General features: G+C 43.4%; 15 protein-coding genes. 13 read left to right on the top strand and 2 right to left on the bottom strand.

All coding sequences use genetic code 11. From position 1 onward, the window contains the following. Positions 1–270 precede the first annotated feature (270 nt). The 6 genes from ACTID9_RS28405 (at position 271) to ACTID9_RS28380 (ending at position 5253) form a co-directional block, all read left to right on the top strand. Positions 271–678, top strand: a complete 408-nt coding sequence (locus tag ACTID9_RS28405) for a hypothetical protein (RefSeq protein WP_441068986.1) — start codon at positions 271–273, stop codon at positions 676–678. Next, positions 675–1304: a RadC family protein gene (gene radC, locus ACTID9_RS28400; protein WP_441068984.1), complete on the top strand. Its 630-nt coding sequence runs from the start codon at positions 675–677 to the stop codon at positions 1302–1304. The genes ACTID9_RS28405 and radC overlap by 4 nt, the downstream gene beginning before the upstream one ends. A 1-nt stretch (position 1305) precedes the next feature. Beyond that, on the top strand, positions 1306–1614 hold the full coding sequence (locus ACTID9_RS28395) for a DUF960 family protein (protein ID WP_441068982.1): 309 nt from the start codon (positions 1306–1308) through the stop codon (positions 1612–1614). A 189-nt stretch (positions 1615–1803) separates the two neighbouring features. Then, positions 1804–2037, top strand: coding sequence for a hypothetical protein (locus ACTID9_RS28390; RefSeq protein WP_441068980.1), 234 nt, complete (start codon positions 1804–1806; stop codon positions 2035–2037). A 14-nt stretch (positions 2038–2051) separates the two neighbouring features. Further along, a complete protein-coding gene (locus ACTID9_RS28385) occupies positions 2052–3578 on the top strand; it encodes a recombinase family protein (RefSeq protein WP_441068978.1) in 1527 nt (508 codons plus the stop codon). A gap of 13 nt (positions 3579–3591) precedes the next feature. After that, positions 3592–5253 carry a recombinase family protein gene (locus ACTID9_RS28380; protein ID WP_441068976.1) on the top strand — a complete coding sequence of 554 codons (1662 nt, stop codon included), beginning with the start codon at positions 3592–3594 and terminating at the stop codon, positions 5251–5253. 3 nt (positions 5254–5256) lie between these two features. On the opposite strand, the gene ACTID9_RS28375 is transcribed toward ACTID9_RS28380, so the two are convergent. After that, positions 5257–5529: a hypothetical protein gene (locus ACTID9_RS28375; RefSeq protein ID WP_441068974.1), complete on the bottom strand. Its 273-nt coding sequence runs from the start codon at positions 5527–5529 to the stop codon at positions 5257–5259. Between the two features lie 133 nt (positions 5530–5662). After that, positions 5663–6004: a helix-turn-helix domain-containing protein gene (locus tag ACTID9_RS28370; RefSeq protein WP_441068972.1), complete on the bottom strand. Its 342-nt coding sequence runs from the start codon at positions 6002–6004 to the stop codon at positions 5663–5665. Positions 6005–6327: 323 nt separating this feature from the next. Between ACTID9_RS28370 and ACTID9_RS28365 the strand changes: the two genes are divergently transcribed. The 7 genes from ACTID9_RS28365 (at position 6328) to ACTID9_RS28335 (ending at position 14718) form a co-directional block, all read left to right on the top strand. Then, positions 6328–7230 (top strand): tetratricopeptide repeat protein, encoded by a 903-nt coding sequence (locus ACTID9_RS28365; protein ID WP_441068970.1) that lies wholly within the window; start codon positions 6328–6330, stop codon positions 7228–7230. Positions 7231–7287: 57 nt separating this feature from the next. Beyond that, positions 7288–8334, top strand: coding sequence for a hypothetical protein (locus ACTID9_RS28360; protein WP_441068968.1), 1047 nt, complete (start codon positions 7288–7290; stop codon positions 8332–8334). Positions 8335–8447: 113 nt separating this feature from the next. Beyond that, entirely contained in the window at positions 8448–8939 is a 492-nt protein-coding gene (locus tag ACTID9_RS28355) for a hypothetical protein (protein WP_441068966.1), read from the top strand. Positions 8940–9222: 283 nt separating this feature from the next. Next, a complete protein-coding gene (locus tag ACTID9_RS28350; RefSeq protein ID WP_441068964.1) occupies positions 9223–9708 on the top strand; it encodes a hypothetical protein in 486 nt (161 codons plus the stop codon). A 29-nt stretch (positions 9709–9737) separates the two neighbouring features. Beyond that, positions 9738–11576 carry an N-6 DNA methylase gene (locus ACTID9_RS28345; RefSeq protein WP_441068962.1) on the top strand — a complete coding sequence of 613 codons (1839 nt, stop codon included), beginning with the start codon at positions 9738–9740 and terminating at the stop codon, positions 11574–11576. 423 nt (positions 11577–11999) lie between these two features. After that, the gene (locus ACTID9_RS28340) at positions 12000–13574 is read left to right on the top strand and encodes an N-6 DNA methylase (RefSeq protein WP_441068960.1); all 1575 of its coding nucleotides are present in this window, start codon (positions 12000–12002) and stop codon (positions 13572–13574) included. Continuing rightward, positions 13561–14718, top strand: a complete 1158-nt coding sequence (locus ACTID9_RS28335) for a restriction endonuclease subunit S (RefSeq protein WP_441068958.1) — start codon at positions 13561–13563, stop codon at positions 14716–14718. The genes ACTID9_RS28340 and ACTID9_RS28335 overlap by 14 nt, the downstream gene beginning before the upstream one ends. The last annotated feature ends 3 nt before the right edge of the window (positions 14719–14721 follow it).

Here is a 14721-nt window from a genome sequence, read left to right as displayed (position 1 = left end):
AAAAATGCCCTCCCCTCTGACAAAATAATCTCCCTGTCTACAGCAAGGCAGGGGGGGAAATGGGGGCCCAATGGGAGTGTTTGATAAAGCATCAAGGAAAATCTAGTACCAAAACACCAAACAATAGGTGGGTGTCTCCACTTTTTTAGGGGCTGGGTACGGTTCTCCGATCCTGATTCAACTGAGAAAAAGGAAAATGAATTATCGGAAAATTCAAATATTTAATATTTCCTTGAATCTGCTGCTAACACCTGATCAGGAGGGATTTCTTTGAGAATTATCATGACAGCGGCTGACATAGCCACATTGCAACGAGCAAATGCACTTCCACTTGACTACATGAACTACCTGGAAGAAGAGTTTCTCGGACTCTACCACGCTCTCGGATGTGATCAACCATTAGAGGGCTGGTCTCTTGAAAGAGATGGCTACATGGTTGTGATCGAAGCAGGTGACCACAATTTCCAGCCAGTCGGGCTCACGGATGGCTTGCGCCGATCCATGCCAGAGTTTGTGGAACTGGTCACAACAGGGAATCAGCCACTCTACCGGATCGGCGTACTTTACAACAATGACTTTATGATGTTGTTCTACACATTGGTTGGTATCCATGACGCTGAAACGGAAACATGGTTGCGAGAAATGGCAGAACAAAATGGGAGGGGGGAGAAGTCATGATACTTTGCAGAAAGTCCTCCTCTAATTTCTGCTATAGCCAAATGCGAGACGACCAGTTGCTCGCGTCCATTGTTTCCGAAACATCAGCCCAGCACTTGCTTAACAGGTACGGCAATCTAAAGGAAGTGTTTCTCTACACTCATCAGCAGGAACTTGAGCGGATTCCTGGCATCGGGAAGGCTAAGGCGATTCAGCTAAAGGCAATTGCCGAGTTGGTAGCTCGAATTATCCAGGGAGAACAGAAGTCCAAAATATTTGTCCGGTCACCAAGAGACATCATGGACCTTGTGTCAGACATGCAATTGTTGCGGGTGGAACAATTTCGGGTTTTATACTTCAACACCAAAAACAGGCTTATGCATGTAGAAACGATCACGCAAGGGACAGTAGATGCAACGGTAATTACGCCGAGAGAAATTTTTTCTCCCGCTGTTCGGCTCCTAGCAAGTTCCGTTGCCCTCGTTCACAATCATCCATCGGGAGACCCAACCCCTTCCTATGAAGATCGTGAGGTAACCCAGCGAATTGTAGATGCGGGTGCGGCTCTCTGCATTCAGGTGCTTGATCACGTAATTATCGGAGCAGGGACCTATTACAGCTTCAAAGAGCAGGAGGCAGTCATATAACATGTTTTCCTCGAATCGCTACGTTACCAAGGGTGTACATGACGAAGTGGGAACAGATATTCAACAATTGCTATGGAGCATTATCGATGTTCGCAAAAATCGCGGCGATACAATGGATTATTTACAGGTGTTTGAACTGTTCGTTGAAGTACAAGAGGGACGAGCAGTACAAAAAGTGTGTAACCGGCAGGAGCAGCCTTATCACCAAGAAACGATTGCATTCAAGTCCATTGAACGCCCTATACAAACTACCATCTGGGTCATCGACAGCGGTGATTACTGTACGATGCTGTACCCGCATGAGTACTAAGGTGGTGAGAAGATGTTGTGTAAAATTCTCCGCATTGTCTTGATCATTCTGCCCGTTATTATTCAGGTGCTTTGTTCCGACAAGCTCATAACAGATAAACCAGTAACACCAATTGATTAAAGTGCCACGTCCCCCTTCCGAAAGTGGAAGGTACGGAAGGGGGGATTGCTACAGAAAGGAGTTCTTCATATGATCACCCATGCGCAAACTGCGAACCATCGGTATTCACTGATGCTTGATATCCTCTCTGACATGATTTTGAATCATGCCAGCAAACTTGAAGCAAAGGACAAAATGCCAAAGAATCCACGTCCCGATTGGAGTGCCTTTCTCCAGAAGCTGGATCGTGAGGCTGACGACGAAATGGATCGCGAATTGACTGCACAATTGCTTGGCACCTATGACTATAAGATTATCGCCTGATGGAGTGTTGGGACATGCCAGATCAGAACAGTGTTGCCATCTACGTCCGGGTCAGTACGGAAGAACAGGCGGAGTATGGCTATAGTATAGAAGCGCAACTTGAACTCCTTCGGCAATATTGCCAGGCTCATCACAAAACGATTTTCAGAGAGTACGTGGATGGTGGGGTTTCAGGCAAGTCGGTTGACGGCAGAAAAGCATTGCAGAGTCTCCTGCGGGATGCAAAACAGCACCGCTTTCGGGAAGTGCTGATCTGTAAAGTGAATCGCATGGCCCGAAATGTTGTGGATTTGATGGAGATCGTCCAAACCTTGCACGAACATGACTGCACGCTCCATTCCCTTAGCGAAAGCTTTGACAGCCAGACTCCGATCGGCAAATTTATCTTGCAAATGCTAGGTGCGACAGCAGAGTTTGAGAGAAATACGATAATCGAAAACACGAGAATGGGGATGCAGCAACGGGCAAAGGCAGGTATTTATTGCAATACCCCGATCCTGGGTTACGAACTTGTGTCAGATGACACGGGAGAGACTCGTTTTTGTGTACACGAAGAAGAAGCCAATGTAATCCGGCATATTTTTCAGTTGTATGCCCATGGCAATGGATTGAAAGCCATTGTCAATCAGTTGAATAGCGAAGGATTCACTACCAAGAAGGGCAAACACTTTTCGATTGGGATTGTTCGGGATATACTTCTGAATCCCGTGTATATCGGCAAGGTTCGTTACACCTCATTTGATGGACAGAGTGTAGTCGTTGACGGCCAACATGAAGCAATTATTTCGACCGAGTTATGGGAGCAAGTGCAGCAACAATATGCTTCTGCTCCCAGGTCGGTCAAAAAAGTAGTAAAACGCAGCTATCCATTGACAGGCATCTTGAAATGCCCCTCATGCGGAAGTGGAATGATTGCCCATCACATTAAGAACAGGAACAAAAACGGTAGCATTCGCTTGTACCATTACTATATATGCAGTAATTACACCAACAAAGGCGGAACAGTCTGCAAACCAAACAGCATACCGGCTGAAAAAGTGGAGGAAGTAGTCTGGTGCCAGGTTGGACACTTTCTTTCCAACCCTGTGTTGGTTCAGGATATTGTAGAGCACGCAAACAGTAAACAACGGGAACGAATTATTCCATTGCAGCTAGAGTTGGAGCGAATGGAAAAGGACTTGGAACAGCTTCAACAGCGGAGACAAAAGTACCTTGTTTTGTTTGAACAGGATGGCATGGAACAACGTGATTTGGTGGAAAGACTGAGGGAGCTAAAGGATCAGATCCAGGCTCTCATGCAGAAAAAGCAGGGAATCATTGAAGAAATCGAGACACAAGAAAGAGAACTTGTTCCGCTGCCAACCATTCTGACTGCTCTCAATCAATGGAAAAAGGTTCTGAGTGTTGCCTCCCCAGAGCAAAAAAACTCCTTGTTACGTGTATTGGTTGACCAAATTACGATCAATGCACAGAGGGAATTGGAGAGCGTAACCGTAGATTTCGGAGAGGCATTGCGCAAGCAACGTGACGTGTCAGCGTAGAAAGGAGAAGAAAATGGAACACAAAACTGTTCGTGTCGCCATATATGCACGTGTAAGTACAGAGGAACAGGCGGAACACGGTTATAGCATAGATGCTCAATTGGACACCTTGCGAAATTACTGCAAAATGTACGGCAAGACCGTTTATGGCGAGTATGTTGATCGGGGCGTATCCGGTAAGTCCGTTGAAGGACGTTATGAACTGCAACGCTTGCTTCGAGATGTAGAAACAGGTGAAATTGACGAGGTAATCGTGTGGAAGATGAATCGTCTTGCCCGAAAAACCATCGACCTTTTAAAGATGGTGGATCATTTCAGCAAATACAAAGTCGCTTTCCGCAGTTTCACCGAGAACTTTGAAACGGAAACGGCCATGGGCAAGTTTGCCCTACAAATGCTTGCCGCTGTTGGTGAACTGGAGCGCAACACCATTGTGGATAATGTAAAGATGGGCTTGAAGCAAAGGGCGAGAACAGGCAACTACAATGGCGGACTTGTGCTCGGATATAGAAGCCTTGCTACAGGCGATAAGCGAAGCAAAGGAAGTAGCCTGGAGATTGTACCGGAAGAAGCCGCCATAGTCAGAAAGATATTTGAACTGTATGCTTCCGGGAAAGGGTTGCGTGCCATTGCTAACCAACTGAACCATGAAGGCAACAAAACGAAACTGGGCAACCCGTTTAGTACGACCGCTGTTAAAGAAATCGTGACCAATCCGCTCTATGCGGGCATTATAAGATACAACCGATTTGAGAACTGGAATGAAAGACGACGCAAAGGCAAAAATCCTGATCCCATTATCGTAGAAGGCAAACATGAACCAATAATTCCGAAAGAACTGTGGGAAAAGGTTCAGGTGCTTCACAACGAAAAGTCCAAGGTGAATCCCCGTGTGTTTGATGGTCAATACCTTCTTACCGGACTGATCCGCTGCCCTGAGTGCGGAGCGCCAATGGTAGCGAACCGAACCAAGAACAGGCTGAAAAATGGTACGTTTATCATTCGTCGATACTATTCATGCAGCAACTTCCGCAACAAAGGCTCAGCAGTTTGTCATGCCAACAGTGTGGGTGCTGATTATGCCGAACAGTACGTCCTTGACCGAATTCGGGAAGTTATATCAGAGCCTCGGATTTTGCAAGACCTTTTGGAAACGATTAACCACCGGAAGTCAAACACGATTGGTCCGCTCAAGCAGGAATGGCAGTCAATCGAAACGAAACTTGCGGCCATCGATGAGAAGCGCAAGAAATATTTCGCTTTGTATGAAGAGGATGCCATCGACAGAGAGATGTTTGTCACACGAATTGATCAGCTTTCGGATGAATCAGAAGCCTTGCTCCAACGCAAAGCGGAGATCAACCATGAATTAGGAGCTGAAAATGATGAGCCAATCACAGCCGAATACATCCAGGGCGTACTGCAGCAATTTGATTCCTTAATTCAATTGGCTACCCTGGAACAAAAAAAGTCGTTGCTTCGCTTAATGATCAAAGAGATTCACATCAATGAGAAACGAGAGATTACTTCTATTGTGATGACATTCGACGAACAATCGCAAACGCTTTTTTTAGGAGTAGACCCTTCCGCCATGCAAGCGGAAGGGTCGTCATTTTTGTCCAAAGAGAAGGTACATTTGTTTCGTGCACCAAACAGATTTACCATCATTTTGTAACAATTAGCCAAGAACGGAAGGAGGGACGTACTTTTTCATCTGGCAGGAGAGAATAGTTTTTTCGATTCGTGTCTGCAAAAGGTCGCCGCGCAGCTTTCCCTCCATGTTGTGTATGGACTGAATGATCTCACTCATCGTATTTCCACGCAAATCAAGATTTTGTTTGTAGATGTAGTCCAGCAAAAGAGAAAGAATCTCCTCGCAGGTTTGGATGTTACGGATCAATTCATCTTCCTGGCAAACCAAGTGTTCATACTGTTCAGACAGATTTTGCATCGCAGAGCCTCCTTATGTCTAACCGATTTTAGAACATTTGTTCTAGATGTTGATTCACAGGATAGCGGTAGAATCCTACTTCTGCTTTGACAAAAATGAAAAAATCCTCCTTCTTTACTTGCAGAAGGGGGATTTACTTTCGTTTCCGGTCATCCCATGCCAATATGGTTTGGACCAGATGCAGCACCATCGCCTGATCTTCAACCGGTCGCTGGGACAGCAGTTCAACAATTTTGGTTAGACCCGTTTGTCGATGCTTGGGGTCAATAGACTGAAACAGTTCTTCCAAAGAAATGCCTAGTCCTGTTGATACTTTATACAGCGTTTCGATGGTGAGGTTCTTTTCGCCGCGTTCAATTTGTCCAATGTAGTTCGTATGGAGGCCAGAAAGTTCAGCCAATTTGTCTTGACTCCATCCTTTTTCTTTACGCAGAAAACGTAACTGTTCGCCTAGCTTCTGCAAGAGATCGTCCATTGCCGTACCACCTCTTACTCAGCTTAAAGCAGGGAAATAGTGTTTTTAACACACGATAGATGTTATTTGACCATACAACAACATTTATAGATAATATTTAGTAAGAATTTACTATCTATAGTGTTACTTTTTAAAGTAAAGAACTACTATTTATGACTTGACTAACGGAATCGGAAGAAAAAAGGAGTCTGTCAACCATGTGGGATGTTTTGGCGAGTACGGGTTTTTTCGGCTGTATCTTCTGTGTAATAGGGACCGTGATCTTTGCGATTAAACGAAGGCCCCTTTGGAAAAAGTGCTTGGCACTCGGAGGACTATGTTTTGTGATCTTTGTAGTCGCAGTAATGAATATACCTCCAGATCCAGAAAAACGGAAAAAAGAGTTAGCAGCTTCTCAGGCTTCGTTTGCTCAGGGTAGTAAGGCTCTCGAAGCGAAGCATTATGAGGAAGCATTAACAGCGTTTCAACAGGTAGCAAAGGAGGACACGAAAAATTACCAGGAAGCCCAGTCCAAGATTGCGGAACTTTCCCGTCAAGTTGCGCAAATCAAGTTGGAAAAAGCGATCCAGCTTTATGAAGCAGAAAAATACAAAGAGGCACAAGGTCTGCTTGAGCAGGTGGTTGAATTAGACCCAAGCATCGCACGAGCCCATTTGTATCTTGGGCTAGTGAACCTTTATCCCTTGGAATCAAACACGAGCAGTTATGGACAAGTGAATCAGGCTATCGAATCTTCTCCGATACTAACCTACGGTGATCTTGTTCGAAGGGAGGAATCCATTGAAAAAAATGAATCCCTCCACAAACAGGCCAGAGAGTATATCGACTCCATGCAGGATGCCATTGATTCCAGCGAAAAGAGCGTGACAAAAGCCACCGAACTTGACCCAACCTATAAGGAAGCGTTGGGGGCATCGGATGTTCTACGAATGCTGGAGCAATTTCTGGACAAAATTGATCAGTACCATAAGAAATGTATAGAGATTGCGGAGAAGCATCAGGACATTCTCGCTTTGGAGAAGAAGTGGAAAAAAACCTGGGATTCTGGCGATTTTAAAAAGTTGGATGAAATTGACCCGGAAATAAGACAAGAGATTCAGGAAATTCAAGAGGAGTTAGAAAAAACGAAGGCCGAAGCAGCGTCGCTTTCCGAGGAGATTTCCTCTATTCAAAAGCAAGGACAAGCCAAAATGAAACAAATGAAAATAATATTCCCCAATCTTTAATGAAGGTGAATCTGCAACATTTATAAACTCAAACTTCCATGAACGGAGAGAAACATTATGAAAAAGAATCTAGTCGTTTTCTTGTTAATTGTTCTTGTCGCAATAGGCGGATTTATGGGATGGCAACAGTACAGTAAAAATGAATACACCAAGAATCTTAAAAATGCAATGGCTCTGATGATAACTGAAAGTTGGAAAGCCCAAGAAATGGCTGAAACGTATAACCAAGTATGGAGACAAGCCATAGATGGCGGAGTTGAGATTGATGGCCAGACAACGGATGATTTTAACCATGCCTTGAATTTGCAGGCCGAATCTTTCAAGAAACAGGGGAAAATTGATCAAGTGAACAACGGAAAAAAAGAAGTCGATAAGGCAATGCAAGCCGTGAACAATCCACCTTCCGATCTGAAAAAGGCATACGAGACAGCATTTGAGCTCTATGGCACATATTCGGAAATGGTGAAACTAGCCAATTTCCCATCCGGTACGCTACTTGAATTCAACAGGAAAATCGATGACTTGGCGGCTAACATCGACAAGCAAAAGAGCCAATTTAATGTACTGATTCCGATAGATGATATATCAAACGCAAAAGCATCAAATGGCGGCGATAACCACAGTAATCCCGGTTCCGCTAATACGAACCAAACGGAAGCCCCTGCAAAAGAATCTATAGGCGTGAGTCAACCAACAAGTACTACAACATCTAGTGAACCCAGTAGCACAGACTCCAGTTCAAACAATGCTGATACTGATTTGATAAAAGACCTGACACAGTTTAACGGTACTTGGAATGATCAGACTGAAGATGGAGCGGGTGATGCCATCACGATTACTTTTAAGGACGGACGCAATGCTACGATTTCGTTAGGCTCCTCAACAAGTGGTGCGGCTATGTTTACCGATACGGGTGATATTGAGGTAACATTTAATGAAAAAGGTGAAGCGAATTTTAACTTTACAGATAGTTATTCAGGAATCACAGGAAAAGGCACTGTTACACTCGGAGACAAACAAGTTACGGTGACGACGAAACTCGATTCTGAACCACAAGAATTCAGTATCTTTCAAGGAACCAAAACTTTCACTAAAAAGCGGTAGTGGAAACAACATATCACTAAGACCCTTTTCGCATTGATGCAAAAAGGGTCTTCTTTTTGCTGTTTTTCAAAACTTGGCCAAAATCTTATGAATGATAAAGGAGCGAAAAATTCATGAAACAAGTACATGAGCTAATTCTGGATCGACTTAAAGCAGAATTCGAACATAACCATTTGAAACCCGACAGTACTGAATTCGATACGAACGTCTGGGTCTTAGCGGCTGCTATTATTCCTTTTGAAGAGAAAATCGAGAACTCGGCCTATCTGCCTTATACCCTTAAGGGAGCCGAGTATTATGATGAAAATAACGATATTCTGGCAAGAGAATATTATTTATCCCAGGGAACCCCGACACACATCGTTAGAGTCGTTCTTGGCATGAGTTCACCGGCTGGCATTTCGCCATATGTTGATGGAACAGACGTTTACTTGGTTGTAGATGGCGAAAAGCAAACAGTTGATTTTATATGGGAAGAAGTTTGGGCGGAGGGATTACCTAAGTTTCATGGGGGGACTATTCCAGATTCTCTGAAATGGGTAAAGCAGATGAATGAGCCGTTTTGCTTTCAGAAAGATGATCCATTCATAAGGGAGAAGCAATAAATGACCAGGTAAAAAAAACGTAAGGAGTTTTAAAAAGTAATCGTTTCCTCGTTTTTATGAGAAGGAAGTGTTATAAAAAATTGCCATAGTGGAAAATATCTTTCGGATACAGGGCTCTCCCATATTATTCCTTCTCTTTTTTTTATTTAAAATTCTCGTGAGCTGTTAGTAAAAATTTTAATTACCCCGAAAAATAAAATATTTACTTTTTTGAGCAAAGGCAATATAATGCCAATAACAAGTAAAAAATAAACGATTAACTTTTTAAAGTGAGGGATGTACAATGGAAAATAACCATCAACTTAAGAGGCAAACCAAAGAGAGAGTAATACCCCAAAGTACTTTGCAAGCAGTACGTGATCTGATTTATCAGGGAAAAGGCTCTATCGTTCCACAGTTTCGCAAACACTTTGAATGGAATTCATTAATGGTGGCACGGTTTACGGATACCCATGAAGGGGCACCGGATGTGTTAGACCTTATTGCGTTTAAAGACCCGGAAGAAAAACGCTATCTTCTGGAAATGCAATTGGGAAGTAAGGATATCCCGATGGAGTTTGAAAGAAGAATTGTGGATAAAGACATGTTCTTAGTCGTCGCCATCCGGGGGACTTACAACTCATCTAAGCTAGTTTTTCTCACTTGGGTGGATCGCCTAGAAAAACCATCGATTGTTGAGTCCGTGTACGATCGTCACTTGCTCGCCGACCAATTGTTCTTACATACAGAGAAAGGGGAATTGAACTTCCAGCGATGTGTCCGTAGGTGAAAAACGAATAACAAGGAGATGATAGTACAATGAAAGTACAATTCTTCGGTTTGATCGATAAAGTCGTAAGAAACGCTTTACCCATATACCAATATGACCCAGTGGTTATGCCTTTGTCGGCATTACGTTATGCGCACTTACATCAAGAGAAATTAGGCTTGCACTTACCGTTCTCATGGGAAGAATTATCCTATGATCGGTCAGGTGAATTGATTCATCGGGGATTGAATGATCTAGCCCATCAGAAGCCTAATATTAGCCTAGGATTGAGTTTGTTTAACGCAGAGAGTGTTAGAAGTATTTTACCTGAACTAGTCTATCATATTGGAAAAATGGAATTTCCTGAAGATAGTCGTGAGCTTCTGGATGCATATTTTGAAGCTGGAGCAAAGTCTAAAGGTAAGGTCGGAGTTATGATCGAACCTAAAGAACTTAGTGTAATTGGCACAAGAATTCTAGGTATTAAGCCAGGATCATCCGTATACGATTTTTCCTGCGGTTATGGCAGAACTCTCGTAGAGGCCGCACGATTCAATTCCAATGTTTCTGTATATGGCAATGATGTTAATCATGAAGTAGTGGGGATTGGGCAATTATACTGCTTTATGAGCGGGATACAAGAATTTGAGTTGGATCAGCAAGATGTACTTGAGTTGTTAACCTATGAGAAGGTATTAGATCGGAAATTTGATTATGTCATTTCGCATCCCCCTTTTGGGCTTAAACTTGACCAAGAAATTCGCACAAAATATGGGGCAGTAAGAAGAGATGCCACTATCGGGTTTGTTATTCACGCATTGGACTCCCTAAAGGAGGATGGGAAGGCGGTAGTAACGGTAACAAATGGAGTACTATTTCAAGGGGCTGCTACCGGGCAGATAAGAAGAACATTAGTGGAGGATGACCTGATTGAAGCAGTTATTACGTTGCCAGGAGGTATCTTCTCAGGAACTGCTATTCCCGTGACAATGCTCGTACTTAATAAGAAAAAAGAGGCCGATCGTAAAGGAAAGGTCCAAATCATAGATGCTACCTCGCTAGGTGAACGAAAACGAGGGGTGACGGTCATTTCTAGTCATGAGATTGATCAGATTCTGGATTGTTATTCCGAATTGAAGGAGGACAAAAAACTAAGTCGAATCTTGGATGTATTTGAGATTCGGGAAAACGGCTATAATCTGTTACCCAGTTCTTATGTACAGATGGAGGATGCAGAATCGAACATTGGGGACGTACAAATTGATCGTTCTATGTACGAAAAGAGCACACCGACAATACCATTAAAACAACTTGTAACTATTTACAGGGGACTAAATACAGCAAGTAGTATAGATGCTGATGCTATTCAAGCAAAAGTCATACAATTATCGGACGTTAAAGATGGGGTGCTGCACTTAGAAACTGTTGAGAATTACGGAATTAGGGCAACAACGAGAGAAGAAGAAGCTGAGATACAAACTGGGGATGTGCTACTTACGAGCAGGGGAATAGCCATGAAGTTTGCCGTGGTTCCTGATTTGGAGGGGGACGAACCGTTTTATTTGTCAGCTAACTTCATAGGTCTTCGTCCGCTTCCTGGGGTCAATCCATATTTTCTATTAGCGTTCTTTGAGAGCCCTATTGGAGAATCCTACATTCGTGCCTTGCGGAAAGGAGCTTCATTACCAATACTAAACGTGAAGGACATTCAAGATATCCCTATACCTAAACTAAGTGCAGAAGAGATGGTACTGGCGGGGCATAGCTACAAAAAGGCAAAGGATGACTATACCCAAGCTCTAGAAGCCGCTGAACAAATGCGTATTGCCAAATTAGAACAGGTCTATGAGAAAACTGGTCTAAGTAGAGGCTATAAGAAGAAACGATAGGTTAATCACCATTAGAGGGTTTATAATTGATTGTGTGGTTTTAAACCCTCTTTGATAATCGGAAATCAAATTAATTCTATCACATCACATGATGAGAATGTTGTTAATGCATATTGTAATAAGCTGAAGATATGAAAACAAGCAACTTTGCTTTTCGTGTGGAAAGATGGCCGATTCTTGCATCACTCGATCAATTAGTGAAGGAATACCTTCATAAAGACCCTAATACAGCGATGGTCAAGTTTCGTGGGTTTAGGAAAAACGCTGGAGCAGCTGATCGCTAAACTCTCCAATCACGAGAATGTCAGTATGGTCATATTGATAAATGTTTGTATCGCTCTGGGTGTCGACTACGGTCACATTGTGGAATTAGCGCCGGACAAGCAGATAATTAGTTATTATTAGGAAGGAACGAAGTAAACTATGGCAAAAAAAACTGTAGCGAAGGAACAATCGCTTGAGAGCATTTTATGGAATTGCCGGAACGCCCTTAGGGGAACGGTGGGCGGCAACGAAAAAAATCGCGACGCCGTTTTGGGATTGGTTTTTCTGAAATTTGCCGGTGATAAATTTGAAAAAAGGCGCGAGGCAATAAAGGCCCAGTACGGTGATGTACCGGCGTTTCTTGAAAAACCCTCTTTCTACCTCTCTGAAAATGTGTTCTATTTGAGCGAAACTTCACGATGGTCATACATTGTAAAGAACGCGAGCTCCGATGACATTGCAGTTATCATAGACAAGGCGATGGCAGATATTGAAGATAAGAATAAATCCTTAAAAGGTGCGCTACCGCAGAACTTCTATGCGACGCTTGGTGCTAGAAGTGCATCTATAAAAGGGTTGATCGACGAAATAAATAAGATAGACGAGAAGAAATTTCAGGACAAAGACCTCATCGGCAGGGTGTACGAATACTTCTTACAGGTGTTTGCAATTGATGCCGGTCAGGGAGCTGAAAAAGGAGAATTTTATACTCCCGCCAGCATCGTAAACCTAATTACTGAACTCATAGAGCCTTACAGTGGACGGGTCTACGACCCATGCTGCGGAAGCGGCGGTATGTTTGTACAGTCAGTTAAGTTTGTGGAACGGCACAACGGCAACCGACTGAAAATCTCCGTCATCGGGCAGGAATCCAATCCCGACACATGGAGGCTAGCAAAAATGAATCTGGCTATCCGAGGTATTTCCTATGACCTCGGCGACAGGGCAACTTCAACATTTATTGACGACCGCCACAAGGATGTAAAGGTCGACTTCATCATGGCGAATCCTCCTTTCAACCTGAAAAACTGGCGAGGCAAGGATGAACTCACCGACGATTACCGTTGGAAAGGCTATGATGTACCTCCCGTTTCTAACGCTAACTATGCGTGGATTCTGCATATGCTCTCTAAACTAGACGTATCTAATGGTATTGCAGGCTTTCTGCTTGCCAACGGCGCTTTGAACGCAGGAGGCGAGGAATACAAGATTCGCAAACAGCTTATCGAAAACGATAAAGTTGAGGCAATTATTGTCCTTCCTCGTGATATGTTCTATTCGACAGATATCTCGGTTACGTTGTGGATTGTCAATAACAACAAAAGAGCTCGTACGCTGAACGGGCGCGAGTTGCGTGACCGACAGAATGAGGTGTTGTTTATTGATCTGCGTCGATGGAATCAAAATGTCTATGAAAAAAAGTATGTGATGTTCGACGAGAATCAAATTGCCGCCATCAAGAAGATTTACAACGATTGGCAGAGTACAGATAGGTCGGCTTATTCCGATGTGCCGGAACTTTGTAAATCGGCGACGCTAGAGGAAATCCGCTTACGGAACTACTCCCTCGTCCCGAGCAAATATATAGAGTTTATCGACCACGATTTGGAGATTGATTTTGCCGCTGAAATGGCACGGATTCAGGGCGAGATGCGAGAGATCCTGAAAGCAGAGAAAGTCTCGCAGGCCATGTTGGAAACTGCGTTTAAGGGGATTGGCTATGGGATTGAGTAGGCTGGGCGAGTTAATCGAACAAGTAAACAGGAAGAACAGCGCCTTGCAATATGGCATTGACGATGTCCGGGGCGTGATGAACACAAAGGGTATGATGCAGACGAGAGCCAATGTGACTGACCGCTCTTTTGACAAGTTTTACATCATCGAACCCGGCGAATTCGTCTTTAATCGCAGGACTACAAGAAATGGTGAGCGGTTGGGTCTTGCTTTCAATGACACTAACCGCGCTTACATTTTCACAGAAGACTACGTTGCATTTACCATCAAGGATAAAGAGAAACTGTTGCCTGAATACCTTTACATTTTCTTCCAACGAGATGAGTTTGATCGGCTTGTTAGGTACAGCTCTTGGGGAAGCGCAACAGAGTTCTTTAACTGGGAAGACATGTGTGATATCGTAATCGACCTTCCGCCGCTGTCCATCCAGCAGAAGTATGTAGATATTTACAATGCCCTGCTCCAAAATCAAAAGGCATATGAAAGTGGGTTAGAGGATCTTAAATTAGCCTGTGACGCCTATATTGATGAGTTGCGACGGACTTTGCCGCATAAAGCTATTGGTGAGTATATAGAATTATCAGAAGCGAAAAATGAAAATTTACAGTATGGTATTGATGCGTTAAGAGGCGTATCAATCAATAAAGTCTTCATCGAAACGAAAGCTGACATGACCGGCGTTTCTCTAAAACCATATTTACTTGTTGAACCGGATGCTTTTGCTTATGTACCAATCACGTCGCGTAACGGTGAAAAAATTTCGCTTGCTCATAACAGCTCTGACGAAACCTATATTGTTTCGTCGTCTTACATCGTATTTAGGGTAAATCAAAAGGATAAGCTGATCCCCAGTTATCTGAATATTTTTTTCGGTCGCTCAGAATTTGACCGATACGCTCGCTTCAATTCATGGGGCAGCGCACGTGAAGCGTTCGCGTGGGAGGATATGTGCGAGGTAAAAATCCCAATCCCCGACATTAAAGTTCAGCGTTCAATCGTAAATATTTATAACGCTTATATCACGCGCAGGGACATCAATGAGAAATTAAAAGCCCAAATAAAGGACATCTGCCCAATTTTAATAAAAGGATCGCTGGATGAAGCTAAAAATACTGGCTCTTCGAGGTTAGCAGTAATAACTTGAAAT

It is taken from the genome of Brevibacillus fluminis (genome assembly GCF_052072235.1).
In the GTDB taxonomy this organism is placed as follows: domain Bacteria; phylum Bacillota; class Bacilli; order Brevibacillales; family Brevibacillaceae; genus Brevibacillus_D; species Brevibacillus_D fluminis_A.
The sequence above is the reverse complement of the archived record's forward strand: the minus strand, read 5'-3'. Positions and strand labels throughout refer to the sequence as shown.

Excerpts from the sequence above, each read along its gene's own strand:
- radC (WP_441068984.1), top strand. The coding sequence starts at position 675 with ATGATACTTTGCAGAAAGTCCTCCTCTAATTTCTGCTATAGCCAAATG.
- ACTID9_RS28395 (WP_441068982.1), top strand. The coding sequence starts at position 1,306 with ATGTTTTCCTCGAATCGCTACGTTACCAAGGGTGTACATGACGAAGTG.
- ACTID9_RS28390 (WP_441068980.1), top strand. The coding sequence starts at position 1,804 with ATGATCACCCATGCGCAAACTGCGAACCATCGGTATTCACTGATGCTT.
- ACTID9_RS28385 (WP_441068978.1), top strand. The coding sequence starts at position 2,052 with ATGCCAGATCAGAACAGTGTTGCCATCTACGTCCGGGTCAGTACGGAA.
- ACTID9_RS28380 (WP_441068976.1), top strand. The coding sequence starts at position 3,592 with ATGGAACACAAAACTGTTCGTGTCGCCATATATGCACGTGTAAGTACA.
- ACTID9_RS28375 (WP_441068974.1), bottom strand. The coding sequence starts at position 5,529 with ATGCAAAATCTGTCTGAACAGTATGAACACTTGGTTTGCCAGGAAGAT.
- ACTID9_RS28370 (WP_441068972.1), bottom strand. The coding sequence starts at position 6,004 with ATGGACGATCTCTTGCAGAAGCTAGGCGAACAGTTACGTTTTCTGCGT.
- ACTID9_RS28360 (WP_441068968.1), top strand. The coding sequence starts at position 7,288 with ATGAAAAAGAATCTAGTCGTTTTCTTGTTAATTGTTCTTGTCGCAATA.
- ACTID9_RS28355 (WP_441068966.1), top strand. The coding sequence starts at position 8,448 with ATGAAACAAGTACATGAGCTAATTCTGGATCGACTTAAAGCAGAATTC.
- ACTID9_RS28350 (WP_441068964.1), top strand. The coding sequence starts at position 9,223 with ATGGAAAATAACCATCAACTTAAGAGGCAAACCAAAGAGAGAGTAATA.
- ACTID9_RS28345 (WP_441068962.1), top strand. The coding sequence starts at position 9,738 with ATGAAAGTACAATTCTTCGGTTTGATCGATAAAGTCGTAAGAAACGCT.
- ACTID9_RS28340 (WP_441068960.1), top strand. The coding sequence starts at position 12,000 with ATGGCAAAAAAAACTGTAGCGAAGGAACAATCGCTTGAGAGCATTTTA.
- ACTID9_RS28335 (WP_441068958.1), top strand. The coding sequence starts at position 13,561 with ATGGGATTGAGTAGGCTGGGCGAGTTAATCGAACAAGTAAACAGGAAG.